The sequence below is a fragment of the Pygmaiobacter massiliensis genome, from assembly GCF_900199435.1.
Classification (GTDB): Bacteria; Bacillota; Clostridia; order Oscillospirales; family Ruminococcaceae; genus Pygmaiobacter; species Pygmaiobacter massiliensis.
Genome location: NZ_OAML01000002.1, coordinates 847,823 through 871,781, shown reverse-complemented (window position 1 = coordinate 871,781; position 23,959 = coordinate 847,823). Strand labels below are relative to the sequence as shown.

20 protein-coding genes and 1 tRNA gene are annotated in these 23,959 nt (G+C 46.2%); 10 read left to right on the top strand and 11 right to left on the bottom strand.

The window, feature by feature from the left end; translation table 11 throughout:
• Positions 1-11: 11 nt before the first annotated feature.
• Complete coding sequence (locus tag C1A11_RS04255) at positions 12-1,856, bottom strand: FAD-dependent oxidoreductase (protein WP_102049159.1); 1,845 nt, start codon at positions 1,854-1,856, stop codon at positions 12-14.
• A gap of 211 nt (positions 1,857-2,067) precedes the next feature.
• Here C1A11_RS04255 and C1A11_RS04250 point away from each other — a divergent pair, with 211 nt between their 5' ends.
• Positions 2,068-3,369 (top strand): FAD-dependent oxidoreductase, encoded by a 1,302-nt coding sequence (locus C1A11_RS04250; protein ID WP_102049158.1) that lies wholly within the window; start codon positions 2,068-2,070, stop codon positions 3,367-3,369.
• Between the two features lie 207 nt (positions 3,370-3,576).
• Here the strand turns inward: C1A11_RS04250 and C1A11_RS04245 are convergent, their stop codons facing one another.
• The 5 genes from C1A11_RS04245 to C1A11_RS04225 are packed head-to-tail and all read right to left on the bottom strand — an operon-like array spanning position 3,577 to position 7,890.
• On the bottom strand, positions 3,577-4,533 hold the full coding sequence (locus C1A11_RS04245) for a hypothetical protein (RefSeq protein ID WP_341458124.1): 957 nt from the start codon (positions 4,531-4,533) through the stop codon (positions 3,577-3,579).
• 31 nt (positions 4,534-4,564) lie between these two features.
• Positions 4,565-5,635 (bottom strand): lysylphosphatidylglycerol synthase transmembrane domain-containing protein, encoded by a 1,071-nt coding sequence (locus C1A11_RS04240; RefSeq protein WP_102049156.1) that lies wholly within the window; start codon positions 5,633-5,635, stop codon positions 4,565-4,567.
• Positions 5,622-6,326, bottom strand: coding sequence for a polysaccharide deacetylase family protein (locus C1A11_RS04235; RefSeq protein WP_145995715.1), 705 nt, complete (start codon positions 6,324-6,326; stop codon positions 5,622-5,624). The genes C1A11_RS04240 and C1A11_RS04235 overlap by 14 nt, the downstream gene beginning before the upstream one ends.
• Positions 6,307-7,335, bottom strand: coding sequence for an MGDG synthase family glycosyltransferase (locus C1A11_RS04230; RefSeq protein WP_102049154.1), 1,029 nt, complete (start codon positions 7,333-7,335; stop codon positions 6,307-6,309). Before C1A11_RS04230 ends, C1A11_RS04235 begins: the two co-directional genes overlap by 20 nt.
• A gap of 9 nt (positions 7,336-7,344) precedes the next feature.
• Complete coding sequence (locus tag C1A11_RS04225; RefSeq protein WP_102049153.1) at positions 7,345-7,890, bottom strand: C40 family peptidase; 546 nt, start codon at positions 7,888-7,890, stop codon at positions 7,345-7,347.
• Between the two features lie 504 nt (positions 7,891-8,394).
• On the opposite strand from C1A11_RS04225, the gene C1A11_RS04220 reads away from it, so the two are divergent.
• On the top strand, positions 8,395-9,081 hold the full coding sequence (locus C1A11_RS04220) for a DUF4300 family protein (RefSeq protein ID WP_180950239.1): 687 nt from the start codon (positions 8,395-8,397) through the stop codon (positions 9,079-9,081).
• A gap of 367 nt (positions 9,082-9,448) precedes the next feature.
• Here C1A11_RS04220 and C1A11_RS04215 read toward each other — a convergent pair whose 3' ends face one another.
• The 4 genes from C1A11_RS04215 to C1A11_RS04200 all read right to left on the bottom strand — a co-directional run bounded on the left by C1A11_RS04215 (position 9,449) and on the right by C1A11_RS04200 (position 12,754).
• Positions 9,449-9,760, bottom strand: a complete 312-nt coding sequence (locus tag C1A11_RS04215) for an alpha-helical endospore appendage domain-containing protein (RefSeq protein WP_102049151.1) — start codon at positions 9,758-9,760, stop codon at positions 9,449-9,451.
• A gap of 363 nt (positions 9,761-10,123) precedes the next feature.
• Positions 10,124-11,119, bottom strand: a complete 996-nt coding sequence (locus C1A11_RS04210; RefSeq protein WP_180950238.1) for a transglutaminase-like domain-containing protein — start codon at positions 11,117-11,119, stop codon at positions 10,124-10,126.
• A gap of 664 nt (positions 11,120-11,783) precedes the next feature.
• Positions 11,784-11,859: transfer RNA gene (locus C1A11_RS04205), tRNA-Lys, on the bottom strand.
• Between the two features lie 175 nt (positions 11,860-12,034).
• Complete coding sequence (locus C1A11_RS04200; protein WP_102049149.1) at positions 12,035-12,754, bottom strand: hypothetical protein; 720 nt, start codon at positions 12,752-12,754, stop codon at positions 12,035-12,037.
• A 511-nt stretch (positions 12,755-13,265) separates the two neighbouring features.
• On the opposite strand from C1A11_RS04200, the gene htpG reads away from it, so the two are divergent.
• From htpG to C1A11_RS04175, 5 genes are all read left to right on the top strand, one after another.
• Positions 13,266-15,182, top strand: coding sequence for a molecular chaperone HtpG (htpG, locus tag C1A11_RS04195; RefSeq protein ID WP_102049148.1), 1,917 nt, complete (start codon positions 13,266-13,268; stop codon positions 15,180-15,182).
• Positions 15,183-15,410: 228 nt separating this feature from the next.
• On the top strand, positions 15,411-15,950 hold the full coding sequence (locus C1A11_RS04190; protein WP_102049147.1) for a rubrerythrin family protein: 540 nt from the start codon (positions 15,411-15,413) through the stop codon (positions 15,948-15,950).
• A 281-nt stretch (positions 15,951-16,231) separates the two neighbouring features.
• Positions 16,232-17,434 carry an amidohydrolase gene (locus C1A11_RS04185; RefSeq protein WP_102049146.1) on the top strand — a complete coding sequence of 401 codons (1,203 nt, stop codon included), beginning with the start codon at positions 16,232-16,234 and terminating at the stop codon, positions 17,432-17,434.
• A 56-nt stretch (positions 17,435-17,490) separates the two neighbouring features.
• The gene (locus C1A11_RS04180) at positions 17,491-18,906 is read left to right on the top strand and encodes a YfcC family protein (protein ID WP_102049145.1); all 1,416 of its coding nucleotides are present in this window, start codon (positions 17,491-17,493) and stop codon (positions 18,904-18,906) included.
• 158 nt (positions 18,907-19,064) lie between these two features.
• Complete coding sequence (locus C1A11_RS04175) at positions 19,065-19,562, top strand: PglD-related sugar-binding protein (protein ID WP_102049144.1); 498 nt, start codon at positions 19,065-19,067, stop codon at positions 19,560-19,562.
• A 156-nt stretch (positions 19,563-19,718) separates the two neighbouring features.
• Here the strand turns inward: C1A11_RS04175 and C1A11_RS04170 are convergent, their stop codons facing one another.
• Positions 19,719-20,360: a trimeric intracellular cation channel family protein gene (locus C1A11_RS04170; protein ID WP_102049143.1), complete on the bottom strand. Its 642-nt coding sequence runs from the start codon at positions 20,358-20,360 to the stop codon at positions 19,719-19,721.
• A 157-nt stretch (positions 20,361-20,517) separates the two neighbouring features.
• On the opposite strand from C1A11_RS04170, the gene C1A11_RS04165 reads away from it, so the two are divergent.
• The 3 genes from C1A11_RS04165 (at position 20,518) to C1A11_RS04155 (ending at position 23,815) form a co-directional block, all read left to right on the top strand.
• Entirely contained in the window at positions 20,518-21,291 is a 774-nt protein-coding gene (locus tag C1A11_RS04165; protein ID WP_102049142.1) for an alpha/beta hydrolase, read from the top strand.
• Between the two features lie 120 nt (positions 21,292-21,411).
• Positions 21,412-22,284, top strand: coding sequence for a hypothetical protein (locus tag C1A11_RS04160; protein WP_145995713.1), 873 nt, complete (start codon positions 21,412-21,414; stop codon positions 22,282-22,284).
• A gap of 193 nt (positions 22,285-22,477) precedes the next feature.
• Complete coding sequence (locus tag C1A11_RS04155; protein WP_102049140.1) at positions 22,478-23,815, top strand: YjiH family protein; 1,338 nt, start codon at positions 22,478-22,480, stop codon at positions 23,813-23,815.
• Positions 23,816-23,959: the final 144 nt, after the last annotated feature.

The following is a 23,959-nucleotide window of genomic DNA, read 5'->3' as shown; positions in this document are numbered from 1 at the left end:
CGCTTTTCTGTTTATTGAGCTAGTGTCGTAAGATATTGAAAAATCTCTGTAATAGGTACTACTTCGGCCGGTGCCTGAACACAGTTTGCTTCGCACTGCCTTAAAAAAGCTTCTGTAACAGGCTGCGTCGCTTGGTAGATGACACGCCTTGCGCCTGTAAAATTGCCGCAGGCCGCGCGGCGTAGTATACCGGATAGGTCTAATTGGTTGCTTTGGCAGCAAGAGGGAGCATTACAAAACCTGCACTTTTGAGCGGCTGCCATTATCCGGGCTTGCTCCGGCGGGTAGAATTGTGACAGCCATTCTTTCTCGACCGGAGGCGTTAAAACGCGAATCTGATTTTTGCGTGCAGGGTCCCAAACGTAAGGGGGCAGGTCGTGCTTTTTGAGTACCGCATTGGCAGCCGCGATACCGGAAGTGGTAACTGTGGGCGTCCCGGTTCCCATCGTTGTGGATTCGCCACAGCAAAACAAAGAATCCCATCGAGTGCGAATGGATTGGCGCAACAGCAAATGTTGCCCCAGCATTTGTTTTGGCCCGGCTACGGCCCCATCGTTTTTTAGCGTATAACGCTCAATCGTGTGCGGGGTAGCCAGTTCGCAGTGGCGTATATGATGCTCAAAGCTTGGGAAACGTTGACCCAGCAGAGTTATCAGTCGCGCTGTTTCTTCTTGTTTTTGGGTTTCGTACTGTGTGGGATTTTCGGTGCTCCAATTACGAAAGCTGGGGCCGATAGCTACCACAGTATGGGTGCCCGGAGGGCACAATGTATGGTCATCCAGGCTCAAAAGATACACAGTAACCTCTGATTCATCAATAGCATCAGGTGTTGCCGTAAGCATTTCAATTGGGCAGGTATCAGGAGGGATTACCGCACTGTCTACCAAAGCATACAGCACGACACTGGGATAGGTTGCAGCCTGTGCAGTAACCCATGCCTTTTCTTTCGGCGTCACTTGCTCGGCAGGTAAAAGGTGGTTATATAAATTCCAAACAGTGCCGGTATAAATAATTTGTTTGCCGTAAATTTCTTGCCCGTTTTCCAGCAAAATGCCATCGGGTTTGCCGCCTTTGAACAGTAGCTTTGTTACGGTGCTGTTATATTGCATGATGCCGCCATTTTCTTCAATCACTTTTTCCAGAGTACCTGGCAAAAACAAAGTGGAGCCGGCAGGGTAATAGCTGCCCCCTTCATGGTTATCGATAAACATTACCGACGCCATGATGGCAGGGGCTTCTGCCACAGTGGCATAGCAATAGGTAGAGGTAAGCTTATCAAAAAAATGCAGCAGGTCAGGATCGGTGAAATAACGTTTGAGTAAAGTTTCGGCGCTGACGTTCAAATAGGAGAGAAAACGCAGATAAGAAAGTGGGTGACGCAGCACGCTGCGCAGTGCTTCACGCGGGTTGGTTTCGTCGGCCGTGGTGTAACTGGGCGTTTCGCTTAAAACATGTGTATACAGTCGTTGCATCTCTTTATAAAAGCGACGAATGTTAGCTTTTTCAGCAGGGAAAGCAGCAGAAAGCTCATCGATAAAACGGTCAATATCTGGCCAAAAGTGGATTTGCTTGCCACTGTAGTGTACCACATATAAAAGTTCGTGCTTAACTACTGCAAAGGGCTCTTCTAAACAATTGAACAAAAAACGGTGGGCATTAAAGCCGTGTTCACCAAAGCCGTATAACATGGCAGCCCCTTGGTCAAAAATTGCATTTTCTCGTTTGAAGATGCCGCAAGAGCCACCGGGGCGGTCTGCGTGTTCTGCTACCAACACATTCAACCCTTGTTTTGCTAATAAACTTGCAGCCGTAAGTCCGGAAAGCCCTGCGCCGATTACAATTACGTCATATTCCATAAAAACCTCCTGAACAAGTGGTATCCACCCATTTTATGATTGGTAAAACAGAGGTATTCGTGGACGTGCTGTTTTGGATGCAAATTCTAGGGTGAAAACCTAAATTGCTGCTTTTTAAGACGGTTTTGTTTTTGCACAGACTAAGTATTGGGTATGGCGCTTTTATTTGCAGGAATAATATACGTAATTCAAACAAAAAGGCGGAGATAAAATGGAGTCATTGTGGCAGGCAACAGATCACCCCGTTGTATTCCCTCAATTAAAAAAAGACGCCACAACCGATGTGCTGATTGTTGGTGGCGGAATGGCAGGCGTACTATGCGCCTATATGTTGCAGCAACAGGGTGCGAATTATATGCTGGTGGAAGCAGACAGGGTTGGCAGAGGTGTCACAAAAAACACCACCGCCAAAATCACTTCCCAACATGGTTTAATTTACGACAAATTAAATTCGGAATTTGACGAAGAGACGGCGAAACAATATTTGGCTGCCAACCAGGCGGCAATTGAAAGCTACCGTACCCTCTGCAAAAATATAGATTGTGATTTTGAAGAAAAAGATGCTTTTGTTTATTCTTTAAACGATAGACAGGCCTTGGAAAAAGAAGTTCAGCTGTTAAAAGCACTGGGCTTTGATGCGGCGCTTTGCGAGCCGACTGTGTTGCCGTTTGAAACGATGGGAGCGGTGAATTTTCCTCACCAAGCGCAGTTTAATCCGCTGAAATTTCTTTCCTCAATTGTGCAGGGTCTAAACATTTACGAGCATACAATGGTACGCAAAGTGGAAGAAACGGTTGCGTTTACGGATTACGGGAAAATTAAAGCGAATAAAATCATTATTGCAACACATTTTCCCTTTATTAATCAGCATGGATTTTATTTTTTGAAAATGTATCAGCACCGTTCTTATGTAATTGCGTTGGAAAATGCGCCGGATGTGCATGGGATGTATGTGGACGAAGCACAGACCGGAATGTCTTTTCGCAACTACAATAATTTGCTGTTGATTGGCGGGGGAGACCACCGTACAGGCAAAAAGGGTGGCAACTGGCAGGAGCTGCGAGATTTTGCAAAGAAATATTACCCGCATGCGACAGAAAAATATCATTGGGCAACCCAAGACTGCATGACTTTAGATGGCATGCCCTATATTGGCCAGTACTCTGGCGGCACGCCAAACCTATATGTTGCTACGGGATTCAATAAGTGGGGCATGAGCTCCTCTATGGTGGCGGCAACCATACTATCAAATATGGTCAAGGGAATTGAAACGCCGTATGCAAGTGCGTTTTCGCCTTCAAGAACCCTGCTCCGCCCACAGCTTGCGGTAAACGCTTTTGAAGCCACGGTCGGGCTGCTTACCCCGGTTGGCAAGCGTTGCCCACATTTAGGGTGTGCATTGAAATGGAACCCCTATGAGCATACATGGGATTGCACTTGCCATGGGTCTCGATTTACCGAGAGTGGCGAATTAATTGATAATCCTGCCACAAAATCTTTAAACGATAAATAAAAAGCCTAGACGCTCTGTCGCCTAAGCTTTCACATATAAAATCTGACTCTCGATAAACACCCTATTACAGCTGCGGACGGCGCAGAATCTTGCCAGGATTTCTTTTTGTGTTTTTGTAATAGAAAGGTTTTGGAAAGGCGAGAAGCATAGAAGCGGCCATCTCCCTGGCTTTGTGCGAAAAGGAATCCTCTAGATTGATAAATGATTTTAATCCAGTTTTGTTATGTTGCGCTTTCTCAGCAAAAATGTGGCAAATGTTTGAGAGGCCGCCCAGATAATGAAAAACTGAATTGCACGATTTTCCAGGATGGGCAGCTTAAAAAGAGTCAATAGCGCCAGAATTATTCCGTAAAAAAATAGATGAGACTGATACAGCCTCATGCTTGACAGCCTTAAAGAAACAGTGTCAATACGGGTTTTGAAGTGGCTGTTTAACAGTGTTGAAAACAAAAAAGCGGTTGCGGGAACAATAAAAACTGTCATATTATAATCAGCAGCGATTCCAAAGCGGCGCAAAAAATAAATCTCAATTCCACCACATACCAAGGTGGCTAAAAACCAGCGCAAAGGGGATTTGATGGATTTCAACGCCATAGCTTTTGACAAGCATATACCGACAAAGACAAAAGGAATGCCGAAAAATAAACCATTTCGAGTTGTCAAAAAAACGGCCAGGTAAACTCCCATCAACTTTGAACACCAGCTAGGTAAAAATCGTAAAAGTCCATAGTATCCGTCGCCGAGCAAACCGAACAAGTACAAGCCTGCGCATATCATTCCTACGGTGCGAAGCGATAAATGTTTCAGCAAATAGCAAAGGCAAGCCAATGAAATTATTACAGCGGGGTAGTACCATAAGTGGAGAAAACTGCCTTGCACAATGGCGTAGTGAAAATAGTGCAGCAGAGTTGCTTTGTTGAGGGTATGCAGTCCAGCCATTTTGATAAGTTCTACCGGGATATAGATAAGCGAACAAAAAAGGTAGCTGCTTGTTGCCTTTTTGATAAATGCCCCGACAACTGCCCGGCTTTCTATTCCTTTTTCTGCAATAAAATAGCCCGTACAGCAAAAGAAAAAGGGAACGGCTAACCGTGCCAAACCCTGAATAAAAAAAAACAGCCACCAGCTACTCGCTTCGGCACCACTTAATGTGTGGACAGCAATGACGCAAACTGCCGCAATATACTTTGCACAATCAATGCTCTGAAGGTTCTTTTCGATACAATTTCACACCCTTTGCCAAAGCATTGTTTTGTTTTTGCCGCGCCACCCAAAGAACGAGCAGAGCAATTCCACAGAAAGTGACAACCGAATAAAAGCCGATTCCGCGGCTTAATATCATTGCAGAACTAAGAATGCCAGCAGGAAACAGCTCTTTAAAATACAGCAAAAAGGCCTGTTCGCCTATTCCTGTCCCCCCGGGGAAAGGGAGCGCGGCACAAGAAACGTACAGAGCTGCCTGCAAGGCAATAATCTCAATAAAGCTTGCCCCAGATAACCCGAACGCCTTATAAACCCAAAATGGGGCGGAATGCATTGCTACAACGCGAAACAGCATAATACAGGAATTCGCCAGGTATGCCATTTTATGCTGTTTTAAAATGGCCGCACCTGCTTGGTATTGGTGCACGCCCTGCAACGCTTTTTTTTGAAAGCTTTCGCCTTTGTCTTTTCGCAAAGCACCCACAATGTTTGCAATAAAGTTCACAACGCCATAGCTGAACTTTTTCGAAAACATTGCAATAAAGGTGGAGGCCAGCAGAATGGTGTTGAGCACCAATCCCACCCACAAAACCGGAAGAAAACTCCCGAGAGAGCGCTGAATAATTGGAAAGCAAAAGATAGAACCGAAAAGCCCCAGGCTGGTAATTACAACTTGATAAGCGCCCAAATCCATAAAAAGTGCCAAGGCCCCAGTAGAGGCCGGAATATGGTCATGATGCATTAAATACAGCTGCATCGGCTGACCACCTGTTGCGGCTGGGGTAATGCCGCTAAAAAAGTTGCCCGCAAAGGCATATGACAAACACAAAAAGTAGCTTTTGTCGACACCGAGTAACTTCAGGTTTCGTTTTGTATTCAGGGCTTCCGCACAAACCATCGCAAACGAAGTTAAAAGACCCAGTAGCAAATAATGAATTTTAATTTCTAAAAGGGCTTGCTCTATTTGCTCAAATGTTATCTTGGAAAACACCATGCGGTAGGTGAAATATATTACAAGGGCAAAAAAGCCCCCATTATATAGAATCTTTTTAATATAAGCCATCCACTGTTTCAAAAGTATAGCGCTCCTCTTTCCATTTGGGAATCATAGTAGCCAGAGCTTTGATTGTTTTTGCTGGCGCTTCGTTTTTTCCCCTGCCATCGTGCAGACATACCACGGCGTTGCCATGCACCTTTCTGGTCAGCTTATCACACAATATCTCTGCTGTCGTGTCTGCTTGCCAGTCCTGTACAATTGCATTCCACAGCACAATTTTAAGCTGATAAGCTTTGCAGAGCCAAAGGCCCGTCGGACGCACATGTCCCCACGGGGGCCTGTAATAGTCTGGCCTAATGCCTAGTTGTTCAAAGCATCTCATACTTTTGTCGAAATCTTTTTTTAGTTGAAACGGAGTCTGCAAAATCTGGTTGTGGTGATCATATGAGTGAAGCCCAACCAGGTGCCCTTCGTTTTTCATTCTTAACAGCAATTCGGGGTGCTGTGTTGCGGTTGACGCTAATACAAAAAAGGATGCGCTGACGTCGTGCGCTTTCAACAAGTCCAGCAGCTGAGGCGTATAAACAGCGTTCATACCATCGTCAAAAGTAAGATAAATTGTTTTTGGGGAGGAAGGCAGGTTTTTAAATGGATTCTTTGCCCGAAACCAGCTCGTGGTGACCAGCCCAACCAATACATAAAGAAGGGCAGCACAGAAGGGCAATAGGATAAAAACTTCAAATAGAATCTTCAACAAGATATGGTTCCTTTCTCTGCTGTGTTTGAAGCTGCATTTTCATTTCCTGCATATTTTTCTGCCACAGGCAGCGCTTCTCTTCGTTTTCAAGCGCCTTTAAGATGCCGTCGCAAAGAGATTCACCCTGCCATACCACATCACCAATTTCTTGCGTTTGAATAAACTTTGCGTTTTCTATCTCGTGTTTGTACGAGGGGAAAACCGCGAGACAGGGCGTTTCTGCATAAATGGATTCAAAAAGCGTTACGCCTCCTGGCTTAGAAACAAGTAAATCTGCCTGCTCTAGATATTCAGCGACTTTGCTCGTAAATCCAATTATGGTGGCAGAAGGATATTTTTGATAAAGCTTTCGATATAGCTTTCGGTTGCGGCCTGCAATTACGGTGATTTTTATTTCGGGGTGCTCTTTGAACTCGTTTAATAAGCCATCCACCCATGGCAAAATGCCAAGACCACCGCCCATAATCAGCACTTCTTTTGTGGTTTTGGGCTCTGGCGCTAACGTTTCGAAAACTTTTTTTACAGGGATGCCTGAGATATGGATTTTTCCTTCCGGAACTTTCATCTCCACTAGCTGGTCGGCAACGCTTTGTGTCGCCACCAGATACCCCTGCACATGCGGTGCAACCCACCCGGCATGAACGCCTAAATCGGTAACGCATACAAAGGTGGGTACCGGCAAAGGCCCCAGCATGCGGGCACAGGCTGACCAAGTGGTAATCACCGCGTCGGGTTGAATCTCGTCAAAAGCATCTTTCAGCTGCTTTGCCGGAAGGACTTCTTTGTCCGGGTTTCTTCCAAACTCGTTTAAAAAATTGTAGATTGCTGCATTTCTGCAAATGATATGGTTAAACGCGCCATAGACCATGCTTGCTCCAAAAGGATAAAGCAGTTCTATCACGTCGCTAACCACTACTTCGTAGTCACGGGCTTTATATTTTTCTTCCAGCGATTTCGCTGCTGAACAGTGTCCTTGCCCAAACCGGGCCGTTACAATCCATATTTTCACATTGGTCTCCTACGCTACGCAATAATTTCGGATTTCTCCTTTATAAACAACTTGTCCACTTTCCAGTCCTAAAAAGTCGTGGGGGCGAACAAGACTTTCGTCTTTGTCAAACAGTTGAATGCCGGATCGCTGCAAAAGTTCTGCTGCAAACTGAGAGCAGAAATACTTGTTTTTTCGTTTCACGGGGATGCCCAAATAGCAATAAGCCAGCCCGAGGACGCTGTATTTATATTGGTTTTTTTGCTGTTTAAATTGAGCTAAACATTTTTTTACCTGCCACCACTGCTCTTCTGTTACCGGAATGCGCAGTACTGCAATGTAAGAATATTTGTGTGCAGCAAAAAAACCCTCGTTTTTGCTCTCTCGCACAAAACCTGCACGAAACATATTATGAAGCTCCTTGCGGCCGAACGAAAAAATATTTTCGAGGCTTTCGTCCAACGAAACGGAGCAGTGGTTATAGCTAACACCCAGCTTTTTTTGAATCAGCTTTCCGAGCGCTGTATCTGTTTTTGAAACGACGATATAAATAAATCGCTTGTCATCGTTTACCATTTTAGTTCTCCTTCGTTTACACTTTGAAAAATTCGTTATGTGAATTTAACAACTTTATATTAAAACATGAACCTTAAGAAATCATTTGCGAAATCTTAAGATTTTATATTGCTATAAAAAATAAACGATTTAGAATCCGGATTCTTTACACGCAGAATCAAAATTTGTCGTTTCGGCTTTAAAAACGGTTGAAATGATTAACAGGATAGGACAAGCATCATTCAATTGTTAAGAAATCTTTAGTTTTCATTATGGTGCAATTAAGATTAGCACACTAAAATTTGGAATAGAAACTTTTGCGCTGATTAAAGTTTCTGAAAATATGATGTTTTTTATAGAAATTGACGGTACCTACTGACATTGTTTTTAAATGGATAAATTTAGCAAATGATTGCAGCAATTACATTTGCAACACGATTTAGGAAAATATTTATAGTGGAGTAAAACGTCTTTATAAGTGAAAAACGTTATGAAATTTATGGGCATTATGATATGGAGAAAAATATGAAGAAGAAAATACGCATTACTGTTGTCATTGTCCTATGCATTGCGCTGCTAACTGCTTGCAAAAGTCAGGATGCTACGCAAAAGAAATTGATGGAAGATAGTAAGCTTTCCAATGTGGATACTTACTTGAGCTATGTGAATGATTACAAAAAGGGAAAAGTTCCTGCTCAGGACTATAATTGTCGCACGGCAGCCTTTACGCTTTTAGAGGACAGCGTTACAGCAACCCCGAAAAAAGAATATAATAATTATCTGATGTTCGATATAAACTTCATTGAAACTGATGATAACTTCCAGCAAATCCGGGATCATCAAGGGGAGTTTATCGCGCTGTTTGATGGTGCAAGTGTTGATGGTGTAGCAAATGATCAGTTTGAACAAGTTTACCCCAATGCACTAAAAGGGAGAAATGTAGAGTTCCACAACGATAAATCTTCTCTAATTAGTGTAGTGATGCATGATCCTTACGAAAAATGGTTGTTTGTTGGCCACGCAGGAGTTTTGGTTCCGCAAGGCAACGAATTTATATTTTTTGAAAAACTGGCGCCCGACCAAGACTACCAAGCTAAAACTTTTTCTTCTAAAGAAGAATTGAAAAAAGAGTTGTTATCGCGCCCCGCTTACCGGGGCGACGGTAGTGAGCATGAGCCAATGATTTATGAAAATGGTGTTTTGATTAAATAGCAGCTTTTTGCAAAAGAGCACTTTGCTGCGGTTGCAAAGCCTAAACGAATCCCTTTATTAACGAACTAGGTGATATATAGGATGCCCCAAAAATGCTTTCATGCGATTTTCTATAAAACCGCGAAGTAAACCTTCTGTTGTGAACCTAATAAAAATTTGAATATTGGCGTAAAAAAATTTTTGGCTCTGACATCGATACAAACTAAAAACAGCCGAGACAATTTGTCGCGGCTGTTTTTGTTGACTAAAGGGAAAAGAGATAAATAGATAAATAAAAGATTGCTCCACAACTTAGTGAAGTGTTTTCCGTTAAAGTGGAAGAAAACGATGAAAGTATCAAGTGCCTACTTTTGTACAAAAGTTCTTTTTATTTGTGAGAATCGCAGCCATCTTTGCAATGGTCATGCTCCGAGCAAAGGCAACCGTCAAACAAGCTTAATTTAGCTTGCAAAATAGTTTCAACCCGAGCTACGGATTCTAACATATCTTGTACCGACTTGTTTACTTTAAGTAAAGTTTCTTCATCGGTGCTCTTGCAAGAAATAAAACGCTGCAGTTTCTCTCCTTCTGCGTTGATAATGTGGGCCAGTGCTGCTTGCTCTAGTGCTACTGACTGAATAAGATCTGTGATTGCTTGGTTGCGACAAATATTGCTAGGAACGATTACCGGCATGCCCATATAAAACACTCTCCTCAAATAATACGCTTTGGCGTTATTACGCACTCCATTATATGTCGAAAGTTAGAGAATGTTCAGAGCAATTATCAAATGGAGCAAAATTAACGAATAAGGGCGGCGGGGTATTGAGAAAGAAAACGGTCACGGTTTAGTTAAATTAAGTGGTACCGTTTGGATTTTAGTTGTCCGGCAGATGGCCGAGCGGCATAGCGACAACACCATATGCACAGATTTTGATTCTTTCTCTACTAATGCAAAAAGCACCTATCAACTTAAAGTCGATAGGTGCTTGGATGACAGTTATTCGATTTTTTTCAGTTGTGGTGTTTAAGCTTGATGTAAGAGGCCTACTCCTTAAAAGTTTTACTTAAACCATGAAAAACTGACATCTGCACGAGGTATCACGGTTGTATTTTCGTCAGAAGAATATACAACAAACGATAATGGCGCACTCATAGCGCCGATGAGCACAAAGCCATCCTCCTCTATCGCCGCAAGGCGGTTTTGTTGAAAATCCGATTTTATGTTAGCTTCCAATGTTCCGAAAGACAGATGCGCCGTGTCGGTTCGGTTGAAATAGCCTTTGCCCCATGTTGGGTCTGCAAAATGCCATTTTCCATCCGCATAAAATTCAACCCAAGAATGGGAGACACCGGGATGGCTCCAATCGCCGCCTCTGCTCAATGGCACCTGCAAAGATAGTCCTGAAATCATGCGAGCTGGAATCCCCTCTGCCCGAAGTAAAGCGGTCATGAGGATAGCGTAATCATAGCAAACGCCAACAGGATTCAACAGTAATTCTGAAGCACAGGACTGAGTTTGCTCCTTGCCCTGCGTTGCAAAAGTACCCGTGCGAGTTTTGATGATTTTATTTGCATAATTAAATATATTGCGGGCAGTTTGGAAATCGTTGGTTCCACGGAGCTGTGCGGCAAGTTCGGCAATGGCTTCATTATCGGAATCCACGAACTGTTGTGGTAAGGTATACTCGGATTTAACATCCCCTTCCCATGCAGCTATATTTCTAAGCAGGCTGACAGTATAAGAAATTGTTACAACAGCTTTTTTGCCGTTTGCTGGCACTTGTGCTGTCAATTCATGCCATCCATCAAAGCGTTCTACAGCATACTCTGTTGCTCCGTCAATCTGCACGCTCGTTACTTTTTGATATCCGTCACTAACGGGTAGGGTCACCCGTAAAAATGTGTCAGCACCATCTGCTGTGGTTATTCTGTATGTTTCAGTTATATTAAAGGTTCTTTGCGGATTTAAAAAGAAAATGAAAAGAGAAATAGAAACTACAAGCAACGCTGTTACAGTTCCGATTATAATATTTTTTTTAGTGATTTTTCTTTTCATAGGCATTCACCTTATCCTACCTAATATGAATTTATTTCAAGCACAAGCAGCATTATGCAAAGGCCACTTTATTATTTAAATAATCTTACCTATGATTATACAGTTTTGAGTAAGAAAAAGCCATCGATGTTTTACCGGTTTCATAAAAGCATATCTTTAGGAATGTTTAAAACAAAGGCAAAAGGAAAAATCATAATATTTCAGAGGAACTAGACCCATATAAAACATTTAAACGCATTCCGGAAAAGAATATCTGTGATTTAATATTCTTTTAGCAGAACAAAACGGAATATTTACATAAATGATTTCAGGCATGTATAAGTCTATTGGAATTAGCATCGCCTTCTCTTTCGTGCTCTTGATAAGCTGAGCCAAGGAGGAGTATTAGAAAGAAAGTAGTCAGGGGCTATGGCGTAGATAGACAAGATCTAATGGAGAAGAGTTCTCGAATACATATCGCTTACCGTTTTTGCGAAGACACTAGCGGGTACGCAATACCTTACAATGCAGAGAACCTGAAAATCACCAGCTTCTCAACCAACTTATATATAAAACATAAGCTTTCTCCTTGCAGAGGGCTAGAATAATTCATTCTAGCCCTCTGCAAACAAATAAAAGCATAGCAGGTTGCCCTTGTAAAAAGACAACCTGCTATGCTTCTTTTTGGTGCACTTCCAGGGACTCGAACCCTGGGCCCGCTGATTAAGAGTCAGCTGCTCTACCAACTGAGCTAGAAGTGCATAATAAACGCGATTTTTGACCGCCTTGACAGTATATCATAGCCGATATGAAATGTCAAGGATTTTTGCATGATGTTTGCTTTTTAGTTTGGCGTGCATAAAAAAGAAAAGCGATTATTGCGTTTGCAATAATCGCTTTTTTTGAAAGGTGCTAATATAAAGTGAATAAGTTGGGCTAGCTCATACGCCATACTTCACGGGTTTTAGCAAAACCGGTCCCAAACTGAGGGTCGGGCTTCGCTGCGGGTGCTGCTTCTGGTTTTGGCTCTGCACGGAACTGCGGCTTTATTTCGGGATACTCCACTGCTCTAAACGGAGAAGTAAAAGTTTCTGGTACCGGCTGCGGCTCAGGCAATACAGATTCTACGACAACCGGCGCGGGTGCCTCTTCCGGTACGATGGGCGCGGCGACAAACGGTACAGCATCTTCTGCCTGGGGTACTTCCATTACTTCTTTTTCCGGCAGAGGTGCTTCTTCGGCTTCGACAACTGCTTCTATCGGCTCTTCCAGATCACTTGCGGGAGCAGAGGCAGCGGCTTCGTCCGGCTTATCCTCCAGTATCGGTGCGTTGGACATCCACATCGCCGCCAATTCGCCAAACTCGTTTTCTACATAAACATAAGGAGAATCCGAGCAAAGCGGTGCTTCGGGGGCAAGGGTGGCAGGTGCTGTTTGCTCCGGCATGGGCTGGATGATGCCGGCTTTGTTGCAGCCACAGTCGCGTTTTGCCGGCGGCGCAACAAACTCTGGTACAGGAGCAGGAATCGCTTCAGGGACATAGGTCAGAACAGGATCTGCCAGTTCAGGACGGATTGCTTTTACCTCCTGCTCTTCGCAGAAGGGGCCATCCTGCGGTTCCTCAAAAAGGCTGTGGGTACGGGTATTCTCAATCATTGTGCATTTCCCCCTTATAATTGGTGTCTTGTTTGGGGCGAACATGGCCCCCGTAGGTTACAAAGTTATGCCGTGCTTTCCAGCTTTATGGTCAGCAAAATTTAGGTTTTATCAAATCGCGCATTATTCGGCCGGTACCTAGCGGCTCGTTGAAAATTACAGAGTGAAAAGAGCTTGTTTGGGCGGAGCTGTATGCTGGCACCAGCACAACTACTGTCCACACTGCGGCGAAAGGGCGCGGATAATTTATCTCCCGTTCCATCCATGCTAAAAGTACGACATAGATAGTGGTGAGATTTACGGCAATTGTTCTTAGCAAGTGCGCTGCTATACCACAGGGTATGCAGAACGACAGAAAATCGTACCCCAAGAAAGAATTTGACTTATTTTTAATTTTTTGTAAACTTCACACAAAAGGCTTGATTTTATTGCGCAACAAGTCTACAATAAATAATGCTAGCACTCGAAACAACAGAGTGCTAAAACAACGCAATAAGAGGTGTTTATCGTTATGGCAAAAAAACAGTTTAAAGCAGAGTCCAAGCGTCTGCTCGAGCTGATGATCAACTCTATTTATACCAATCGAGAAATTTTTCTGCGCGAGCTGATCTCCAACGCGAGCGATGCGACGGATAAATTGTACTACAATGCACTCAAAGCAGGGCAGAGCGGCCTCTCTCGTGAGGAGCTTTTCATCGACATTACGGCAGACCGCGAGGCACGCACGCTGACCATTTCTGACCATGGTTGTGGCATGAGCAAGGACGAGCTGGAGCAGAATCTTGGCACCATTGCTAAAAGCGGCAGCCTTGCCTTTAAAAAAGAAAATGAACTTGCAGAAGGCGATGTTGACATCATTGGCCAGTTTGGCGTTGGTTTCTATGCCGCATTTATGGTGGCTAAACACGTTACCGTTGTCAGCCGTGCAGCCGGCAGCGAAGAGGCTTGGAGCTGGGCATCGGACGGAGCAGACGGCTATACGGTAACCGCTGCAGAGCGTGCAGAGGCCGGTACTACCATCACCCTGCAGCTCAAAGACAACACCGAAAATGAAAACTATGATGAATTCTTGCAGGAATACCGCCTGCGCAGCCTCATCAAAAAATATTCCGATTACATCCGCTATCCCATCAAGATGGAAGTTTCCCACAGCCGCATGGTTGAGGACTCTGACAAAGACGCTGATGGCAATGAAAAAGCACCCGAATATGAAGAGTACACCGAGGTAGAAACGCTTAACAGCATGGTGCCCATCTGGAAAAAGAACAAAAAGGATGTAACTGAAGAAGAATACAACGAATTCTACAAAAATAAATTCGGCGATTATGAGAACCCGCTGCGGGTTGTCAGCTCTTCGGTAGAGGGCGCTGCAACCTATCATGCACTGCTCTTCTTCCCGGCACGCGCGCCGTTTAACTATTACAGCCGCGACTACGAGAAGGGCCTGCAGCTGTATTCCTCCGGTGTGCTGATTATGGACAAATGCGCCGATCTGCTGCCGGATTATTTCAGCTTTGTACGTGGCTTGGTTGATAGCCCGGACCTCTCGCTTAACATCAGCCGTGAACTGTTGCAGCATGACCGTCAGCTGAAAGTAATCGCTACCAGCCTTGAGAAGAAAATTAAATCAGAGCTGCTGAATCTGCTAAAAAATGACCGTGAAAAATACGAGCAGCTGTTCAAAGCCTTTGGCCTGCAAATGAAATTTGGCATTTATTCCACCTATGGTGCCGCCAAAGATGTACTGTCTGAGCTGCTGCTTTACATCACCAGTGCAGAGCAGAAACTTTCTACATTGGACGAATATGTAGACCGCATGAAAGAAGAGCAGAAGTACATTTACTATGCTTGCGGCGAAAGCGTGGCAAAGCTGGCAGTATTGCCGCAGAATGAGCGACTGAAAGAGCAAGGCTATGAGGTGCTCTATCTCACTGACGACATCGATGAGTTTACGCTGAAAGCGATGCGGGATTATAAAGGTAAAGAGTTCCGCTCCACCTCTGACGAAGACCTTGGCATCGACACCGAGGAAGAGAAAGAGGAGATTAAAAAGCAGGCAGAAGAGAGTAAGGACTTACTCGGTTTTCTGAAAGAATCGTTGGGCGAAAAAGTTACCGACGTAGTGCTTACCAGCCGTCTTAAAAACTGCCCGGTCTGCTTGACTGCCAAGGGCGGCATCAGCCTTGAAATGGAGAAAGTACTTGGTGCAATGCCCGGTACCGAAGAGAAAGTAAAAGCACAGCGTGTGCTCGAAATCAATGCTGCGCACCCGGTGTTTGAAACCTTGAAGGCACTGTACCCCGCCAACGAGGCAAAGCTGAAAGACTACGCAGAAATTCTTTACACCCAGGCATTGCTGATTGAAGGCATGCCGGTGGAAGACCCTGTGGCCTACACCAGCGCTGTTTGCAATTTGATGACCCTGTAAAAAATATAGTAAGCCAACAGGCGGTAGAGAGGTTTTCTCTGCCGCCTGTTTTTTGTGCAGATATAGCCAATGAAAACAATTTTTATAACAATGTGGTAGAAACAATTTCGATTTTCTTCGTCGTTGGTCGTGCAAATAGGGACCAACTCGACCTGTGTTTCATAAGATGGATTGACCCGGACCGGGCTCTGCCCGTTACGGCAATCTGAAACAAAGGAGCATGATCTCATGGAATTGCGTGAAAGCCAAACCTATAAAAACTTGATGACAGCATATGCCGGCGAGCGCGAAGCGGGCGGCAAATACGTCATCTACGCCAAAAAAGCGCGTGAGGACGGATATCAGCAAATCGGCAACATTTTTGACGATACCGCAAGCAACGAGTTTGAGCACGCGGAAATCTGGCTGAAATGGCTCTCGAGCGGAGAAGTTCCTCCTACGCTTGAGAACCTTGCGGATGCGGCAGCCGGTGAACGGTATGAATGGACCCAGATGTATAAAAACTTTGCCGAGACCGCGCGGCAGGAGGGCTATTGCGAGCTGGCCAGCCTTTTTGAAAAAGTGGGCGCAATCGAAAGATCTCATGATGCTCGCTATCGTCGCCTTGGGCGCAATATCGAAAACGATGAGGTGTTTTGCAAACCGCAAAGCGTTGCTTGGGTCTGCATGGTGTGCGGCCATGTAACTTACGGCGATTGCTCGCCTGAAATTTGCCCTGTATGCGGCCACGAGCAAGCCTATACCGAGATAAAAGCCGAAAACTATTAAAAACAATAGCCAAAAGCCTCCCTTTTACCAGGGAGGTTTTTTTCGTAGTGGTAAAAGGACAAGCCTGCAACGTATTAGCTGGGCAGGCAGCCCGCTGGTTTGTAGGCAAATAGATGATAAAAAAGAGCAGCAGAAAACCAGGTTTGGAAGATTATACAAATCTCAAGCAGAATGTTCATAAACTCTTTTCAAGCCCCAAAAACTATGGTATTGTATAAAGACACTTTAACATAGCAGCGCAATGCAGTGATGAAATTTTGAAAACGGGAAGGTGGAGTTTTATGAAACTTGAATTAATGGACACAGCGAAGAGCGTGGTCCGGCGACATCTTCCTGCGGCGGTAGAGCTTAGTGAAGCTTTATACCAAACCCCGGAGCTTGCATATTACGAGGTAGCGTCCAGCAAGCGCATTACAGCGATGCTGCGTAACGCAGGGTTTGAGGTCGAATATCCCTTTTTAGAAAAAGAGCTCGGCTATGGTACCGCATTTCGCGCAGTACTGCAAAATGGCGAAGGCCCGGCCGCTGCACTGATGGTAGAATACGATGCACTGCCCGGAATTGGCCACGGGTGCGGTCATAATCTGCACGGCGCGCTTTCGGTTTTGGCCGCGCTTTCGCTTGCAGAGATGAAAGAGCAGTTCCAAGGCTCTTTATATGTAATAGGTACCCCCGCAGAAGAGGAGAATGGTGCCAAAGTAACCATGGCGGACTGTGGCGTATTTGACGGCATGGCGCTGGCGGCTATGATGCATAGCTGGAGCGGCGGCACCTCACAGGACAATATGGATGTGCTGAGCCTAAGGTGCTACGTTGTGGAATTCTTCGGTGCACAGGCGCATGCGGTGGCCGCCCCATGGAAAGGGCGCAGCGCATTGGCGGCTGCCCGTAAGTTTTTGGATTTAATCGATGCCCGCCGCGAATGCTTTACGCCGGATATCCATGTGAACGGCGTGATACTGGACGGCGGAAAAGCGCCAAATATTATACCAGACCACGCAACCATTCGGCTGGAATTTCGTACTGATTCCCGTGGCAAGCTCGAAGAGCTGGACACGATTGTACGCAAATGCGCAAACGGTGCGGCGCTGGCGTTGGATTGCGACGTGACCTTTACACCGGGCTTGCTGGACTTTTGGGATATGGTACGGGTGGCTCCGCTGGAGCAGGCCACCGCCGAATTGTTGCAGGCCGCAGGAGAAACAGTAGGCGCGCCGCTGCCGGCTACCGGCTCCTCGGATGTGGGCAACGTGAGCTATCGTTGTCCGACGATTCAGCCGCTCATTTCCATCAACCGCAAACCAATTGCGCTGCACACCACTGAGATGTGTGAGGCAACCCGCGACCCGCAGGCACGAGAAGCCCTTGCACGCGGTGCCGAAGTACTTACTAATTTGTTTTTGAAGATTTATAACGATGCAGCGTTTTGCAGTGAGGTAGAACAGAGTTTCCGGGAGGCTTGCGGCCGAAAACAGCAAGCTTAGCAATCCTCGCGCAAGGTGCGGCCCTTGGGCTTTGCATTTAAGAAAGGAAGAGTGTGATGAGCAATCCTGCTGTTACGATAGAAAAAAAGAAAAAAGGTATTCGGATGCCGCACATTTATGTGTTGCTTACCGCTATTATCGCCCTTTGCACCATTGGCACCTGGCTGTTGCCCGCAGGCGAATTTGAGCGCGCCGCTAGCGCCGCAGGCCGTATGATTGTGGTGCCAGGTACTTATGAGTTAATTGAGCGCACCCCCATTGGGCTGTTTGGCATGCTTCGTTCCATTTATGCAGGCATGATAGACGCTGCCAGTGTCGTGTTTTTCGTTTTTATTGCATACGCGGCAATTGGTCTTATCATTGCTACCGGTGCTTTCAACGGGCTGGTGGCCGGACTATTGAGAAAACTGAAAGGCAAAGCGCGTGCCGTGATTATTCCGGTTTTCGTTTTGCTGATTGGCGCGGCATCTTCCACCATTGGCGTTTTCGAAGAAACTTTTCCGTTTATCCCTATCTTTGTGGGTATTGCGATTGCCATGGGTTATGATGCATTGGTTGGCCTTGCAATTGTGGCTCTGGGTGCCGGGCTGGGCTATTCCGGCGCGTTTATGAATCCGTTTACCGTGGGTATGGCACAAAGCATCGCTGAGCTGCCGACCATGTCCGGCGCAGGCTTTCGCATTCTGTGCCACCTGGTCATGATTGTGGTGGCGTCCATCTATATTGTTCGGTATGCACTGAAAATTCAGGCAGACCCCACCAAAAGCCTGATGTATGGCACAGCCACCGGCCCACAGGATATGGATCCGGATGCGATTGAGCAACACCCGTTTGGACTGAGAGAAAAGCTAGTGTTGGTGACGCTCACAATTGGCATCGGCGTTATTGTATATGGCACCAAAGTGTATGGCTGGTATTTTGAAGAGCTGTGTGCTGTATTCTTGATTCTGGGACTTGTCAGTGCGGCCATTATGGGCTGGGGTCCCAACCTGATCGCGGAAAAAATCGCGGGCAGCTTTTCGGATATCGCGGTGGCTTGCCTGATGATTGGCCTTGCACGCGGCATTTTAGTGGTGTTGCAGCAGGGGCACATTATTGACACTGTGGTGTATGGTTTGTCGCTGCTGCTTTCTGGGCTGCCGCGTTGGCTCGCTGCCGAAGCGATGCTGCTGGTGCAGACGCTGCTGAATTTCCTGATTCCATCTGGCTCTGGGCAGGCAGTCGTCAGCATGCCGATTATGGCACCACTTGCTGACCTTCTGGACATTCCCCGCCAGGTTGCGGTGCTGGCCTATCAGTTTGGTGACGGTCTTTCCAATATCCTTTGGCCTACCGCTTCGGCCCCAATTATGTGCGGAATTGCCGGTATTAAGATGGAAAAGTGGTGGAAATGGTTTGTGCCGCTTTTCGGTTTGCTTTTGGTCACCCAAATGGTGCTGATTGCATTGGCACTTGCCGTCGGATACGCTTAATAAAGAAAAGCCCTCTGCCAATGGCAAAGGGCTTTTCTTTGTTCTTGAAAGGGTGCGGAATTCCGCTTTACGAAGGCCTTTTTTTGCGTTATACTGAAACTGCCGGAGAATGGCGATTTACCCTAAAGAGTGCTTTTTGAAAGGACGGGAGAGCAGTGATGAATTTACTTATTTTAGGTGCCGGTGGTTACGGCCAAACAATTTATGAATTGGTGCAGGCATGTGGAACGTATGAGAAAGTCGCTTTTTTAGATGACAAGGTAAATGGCGCACAGGTGCTTGGCCGCTGCGCAGAGTTTGAGCGCTTTAAAGACGAATACCAGCACATCTATCCCGCCTTTGGAAATAACGAAATTAGAATGCGCTGGGCGCAGCAAATTGTTGCAGCTGGCTATACAATACCCACCCTTGTGCATCCTACCGCTTATGTCAGCCCAACGGCACGGCTAGGGCAGGGCACCGCCGTGCTGCCCAAAGCCATCATCAATACCCACGCAGTTACCGGGGCAAACAGTTTGATTAATTGCGGCGCAATTTTGGACCATGACTGTATTGTGGGCGAAGGGACGCATATTGGTCTTGGTGCAATTGTAAAAGCCAATTGCCGTGTGCAGCCACTGGTTAAAATAGAGGCCGCCGTTGTTGTGCAAGAATAATCTCTATTTGCTCTTGCTTTACAAAATAAAAAGCCTGTTTTCACTGTGGAAGGTCACAGGGCAACAGGCTTTGTTTCTATTAATATGTAAGTATTGTATTTTTTGCGGCACAGTTTTACACTGGCCTAAATGGTGCTGTTTGCAAAAGAATACGGATTATTTGCCCGCAGGCGGTTTTTCTGCCAGCGGCAGGTTAATATCCCGATGCAGTGACCAAACCCGAATTAAGAAGATAAGTACCATAGAAATTGTAGAGGAAAGATAGCCGGGCAAGACGCGACTGCCGTAATAATAAAAGACGCTGCCCACCAAAGAGGCTGTGGCATAGATTTCTTTTTGCAAAATGACCGGCTTGCGATCCACGAAAATATCGCGAATCAGCCCGCCGCCTACTGCACTGAGCACACCGACGAAACATACCAAAAAGCAGTTATCGCCATAGCCAAACTGTACGGCATTGTTCATGCCAACAATGGTAAACACCGCAAGGCCGATAGCATCCAACACGTTAATGATACCGAGAATATTCTTTTTGAAGCGGGATTTGACCAAAGGCACATAGATGAGCACTGTGGCAAACGCAAAAAGAATGGCGATGATGACGTAAGTAGGATCGCGGAACATCAGTGGCGGGGTATTGCCTAAAATGATATCGCGCGTCATGCCGCCGCCGGTAGCAGTGACCACCGCTGCACATAAAATGCCGAAAATATCCAGCTTACATTCAATAGCGACAAATGCGCCAGAAAATGCAAACGCAATCGTTCCGATTACTTCCAAAAAAAACGTCGGAGCCATAGCACACCTCAAGCTGTCTTTCTTATAAACACAAGTATTATTAAAGCATGGAGCTTAGCAATAAGTCAAGAAAAGCAGAGTATAAAGCTGAAAACAAGTTGGCCTTGTAAAAAAAGTAAGCAGAGCCGCTTTGGTGACATCAGAAAAGGAGAACACAATGCTTAAAGTAATTACCTTGAAAAGCAGGGGCCAGCAAATAGTCTGCATGGTGGAATCCGCAGGCGAAATTATGCCGGGCGCGCCTATGGTGCTGTTTAAACACGGCTTTCTTGGGCATAAAATTGCGCCACACCGCATGGCTGTAAAACTTGCCCGCAGATTGGTAGCGGTAGGGTACAACGTGGTGCGGTTTGACTGTGCAGGGGCAGGGGATTCAGAAGGCGATTTCCGATTCACTACTATTCCGGGAGAGCTGGAAGATACGCTTACGGTTGCTGCCGAGCTGCGGCGCATTTATGCCCCAAGCCAGTTGTTTTTACACGGCTATAGTATGGGTGGCTGTGTGGTGTCGCTGGCCGCACAAACGGTCCAGCCTGACGGTATTTTGCTTTGGTCCCCTGTGGCAAAGCCAAAAGAAAACTTTGAAGCAATACTGGGCAAAGCGCGATTTGAGGCCGGGGTAAAAGGGCAGGATGTAGACTTTTTCGGCGATACCGTGCCGAGAGAATTTTTCAGTCATTTAGACGCGCCGGAACTGGATCCACTCGCCGCAGTGCACCGTTACACAGGGCCGGTGCGGATTGTGCACGGCGGTGCGGATACAGATGTTCCGCTTTGCAACGGCCGGCTTTATGAAGAGGCTTCGCCCAACGCACGGCTTACGATCATCGAGAATGCAGAGCATGAATTTGATGATTTGAAAGTACAGGAGCAACTGCTTACCCAATCTCTTAATGCAATTGAAGAAATGAGCCAGCTTATAAAAAATTAGCGTGTAACTGCCCAAAACACTTCGCTTTTTGATCGAAGTGTTTTTCTTTTTGCGCATATTCGATACGCGCGCCGCCCATGCTTTGCGAGAAAAGAAAATGCAATGCAAGGAGCAGAAGAAATGAAAAGAATAGGCGATGCACCATTTTTTGAAGGCTTTTATTTTAAACAGCAATCCAACGAGCAGACTTTGGCGCTTATTGTGGCACACCATGCGGCAAAAGGTAAGCCAGAAGAAGCGACATTGCAGGTGCTGACAGAGACCAACTCACTGGTATTACCGCTGCCGCCGCTGCGCGTAGGTGCAGCGGGCTGCGTTTTTTGTGAGGCAGGGGTGTTTGGCCCTGCCGGGCTGCGGCTTGCGGTAGACTGCCCGCAAGGCAGCATTGCTGGCACTCTGCTTTTTTCTGACCTGACACCCCCATATTACGATATTATGGGGCCTTTTGCTCTTGTACCGGGCATGGAATGTCGACATAGTTTAAGAAGTTTGCGCCACCGGGTGGATGGAGAGCTGATTTTTAACGGTAAGCCATATTGCTTTGCCAACGCTGCGGGTTACACAGAAGGAGATCGCGGCAGGTCGTTCCCATCCCGCTACCTTTGGACGCAGAGTTTGCTTGGCCCCGAGCTGCAAGATTCGGTAATGCTTTCGGTTGCAATGGTGCCATTTTTAAGGGCACAGATGCTTGGGACCATAGCCTCGGTTTGGACCGGCGGCAGAGAATATCGGCTTGCCACCTACCTTGGCGCGCGAGTAGAACAAATAGAAAGTGGCTATGCGAAAATTGTACAGGGAAGTGACAGTTTGGAAGTGCGACTGCTGGAAGGGGAGCATCGCAGCTTACAAGCACCGGTCTGCGGCGGAATGCACCGTACGGTGCGCGAAGGCCTTTGCTGTACGGTACTTTACCGCTTTATTCATCATGGGCACATACTACTGCAAGGCATTAGCAAAAATGCAAGCTTTGAAGATGAATGGGGTGTTGGATGAAAGACCGTGTATTTGCAGGAGCAGGAAAAAATAAGCATACAAAATAAGGGGCGAAAGTTCTTGACGGAAAGACAGTTTTTCGGTATAGTAATAAATACTGTGCAAAAATATACACCCATATGCAACAATTAAGAGATGCTTTTATTGCGGCGCAGCAAGAGCATCTTTAAAGATTAAAGGAGAACACGGCTTCATGAACCTGCTCAAAAACAAGAATTTTTATAAATTCCTGTTGCCTTCTTTGCTTGGCATCTTTCTATTTGTTACACCAATTCGCCAAAATGGAGAATTGACGATTCCCATAGCGGTGGCGGCCCACACGCTGCTGGATTTGATTGCCCCTTATTCGCTTACTATTATTTATGCACTTATTGCATTAAGCACATTCGTTACAGTTATCCACCGCATCCACCCGCTGGGCTTTTTAAAAAAGATTCCCACGCTGGACAAGCTGTTTACGCCCACTCCGTTTTGGCTGGGGGTACGGGTGCTGGGCTTTGTGTTTGGTACTTTAATTTATTTTGGCATAGGTCCAGAGGCAATCCGCAGCGATGCAACCGGCGGGCTGGTCATCAACGACTTGATGCCGATTCTCGTCTGCGTGTTTTTTCTGGCTGGCCTGCTGTTACCGTTATTGCTGAATTTCGGCCTGCTGGATTTCTTCGGTGCGCTGCTGACAAAAGTAATGCGCCCTGTGTTTAACCTGCCTGGACGCAGTGCAATTGACTGTGTGGCAAGCTGGCTTGGCGATGGCTCCATCGGTGTGCTGCTTACAGCGAAACAGTATGAAGAAGGCTATTACAGCAAGCGCGAAGCAACCGTTATCGCAACCACCTTCTCTGCTGTCAGCATTACTTTCAGCCTCGTTGTTATTAGTGAGGTTGGCCTTGCACATATGTTTTTGCCGTTTTACCTGACGGTTGCGGTTGCGGGCATTGTTGCGGCTATCATTATTCCGCGCATTCCGCCGCTTTCTCGCGTACCGGATACCTATACCCGTGAAACAGAATTCTGTGAATCTGTACCGGCAGGCACAACACCGGCACGCTGGGGCGTTAAAAAAGCACTGGATAAGGCAAGTGAAGCCCCCGGCCTCGGCGGCTTTTTGCGCGAAGGCCTTGGCAATGTGCTGGATATGTGGCTTGGCGTGCTGCCTGTTATTTTGTGCCTTGGCACAGTTGCACTGATTTTGGCTGAGTACACCCCTATTTTTAGCTGGCTTGGTATTCCGTTTGTTCCGCTGTACCAGCTGCTCGGCATTCCGGAAGCAGCCGCGGCATCTCAGACTGTTATTGTAGGGTTCGCCGATATGTTTTTGCCCTCGGTAATTGCCAGCGGCATCGAATCTGAGATGACCCGCTTTGTGGTCGCTGCGACCTCGGTGACCCAGCTTATCTACATGTCGGAGATTGGCAGCATCATTATGGGCAGCAAAATCCCGGTATCACTCGGAAATCTATTTCTTTTGTTTTTAGAGCGCACAGTGGTTACACTGCCGGTCATTGCATTGGCGGCACACCTACTTTTCTAGCAATTTAACGCTTTTACTTGGCAGCATTGCACTTTGTTGCAATGCTGCCTTTTTGTCTTTTAAGAGGCATACTATCCTTGCGATTTGCGCAAACTGTATTTAGATATAAAAAACAAAAAAATTACAAACTTTACAAAGATTTGA

Bases quoted from the DNA above. Each gene is read 5' to 3' on its own strand.
- C1A11_RS04255 (WP_102049159.1), bottom strand. From the start codon at position 1,856: ATGGAATATGACGTAATTGTAATCGGCGCAGGGCTTTCCGGACTTACG.
- C1A11_RS04250 (WP_102049158.1), top strand. From the start codon at position 2,068: ATGGAGTCATTGTGGCAGGCAACAGATCACCCCGTTGTATTCCCTCAA.
- C1A11_RS04240 (WP_102049156.1), bottom strand. From the start codon at position 5,635: ATGGCTTATATTAAAAAGATTCTATATAATGGGGGCTTTTTTGCCCTT.
- C1A11_RS04225 (WP_102049153.1), bottom strand. From the start codon at position 7,890: ATGGTAAACGATGACAAGCGATTTATTTATATCGTCGTTTCAAAAACA.
- C1A11_RS04220 (WP_180950239.1), top strand. From the start codon at position 8,395: ATGAAGAAGAAAATACGCATTACTGTTGTCATTGTCCTATGCATTGCG.
- C1A11_RS04215 (WP_102049151.1), bottom strand. From the start codon at position 9,760: ATGGGCATGCCGGTAATCGTTCCTAGCAATATTTGTCGCAACCAAGCA.
- C1A11_RS04210 (WP_180950238.1), bottom strand. From the start codon at position 11,119: ATGAAAAGAAAAATCACTAAAAAAAATATTATAATCGGAACTGTAACA.
- C1A11_RS04200 (WP_102049149.1), bottom strand. From the start codon at position 12,754: ATGATTGAGAATACCCGTACCCACAGCCTTTTTGAGGAACCGCAGGAT.
- htpG (WP_102049148.1), top strand. From the start codon at position 13,266: ATGGCAAAAAAACAGTTTAAAGCAGAGTCCAAGCGTCTGCTCGAGCTG.
- C1A11_RS04190 (WP_102049147.1), top strand. From the start codon at position 15,411: ATGGAATTGCGTGAAAGCCAAACCTATAAAAACTTGATGACAGCATAT.
- C1A11_RS04185 (WP_102049146.1), top strand. From the start codon at position 16,232: ATGAAACTTGAATTAATGGACACAGCGAAGAGCGTGGTCCGGCGACAT.
- C1A11_RS04180 (WP_102049145.1), top strand. From the start codon at position 17,491: ATGAGCAATCCTGCTGTTACGATAGAAAAAAAGAAAAAAGGTATTCGG.
- C1A11_RS04175 (WP_102049144.1), top strand. From the start codon at position 19,065: ATGAATTTACTTATTTTAGGTGCCGGTGGTTACGGCCAAACAATTTAT.
- C1A11_RS04170 (WP_102049143.1), bottom strand. From the start codon at position 20,360: ATGGCTCCGACGTTTTTTTTGGAAGTAATCGGAACGATTGCGTTTGCA.
- C1A11_RS04165 (WP_102049142.1), top strand. From the start codon at position 20,518: ATGCTTAAAGTAATTACCTTGAAAAGCAGGGGCCAGCAAATAGTCTGC.
- C1A11_RS04160 (WP_145995713.1), top strand. From the start codon at position 21,412: ATGAAAAGAATAGGCGATGCACCATTTTTTGAAGGCTTTTATTTTAAA.
- C1A11_RS04155 (WP_102049140.1), top strand. From the start codon at position 22,478: ATGAACCTGCTCAAAAACAAGAATTTTTATAAATTCCTGTTGCCTTCT.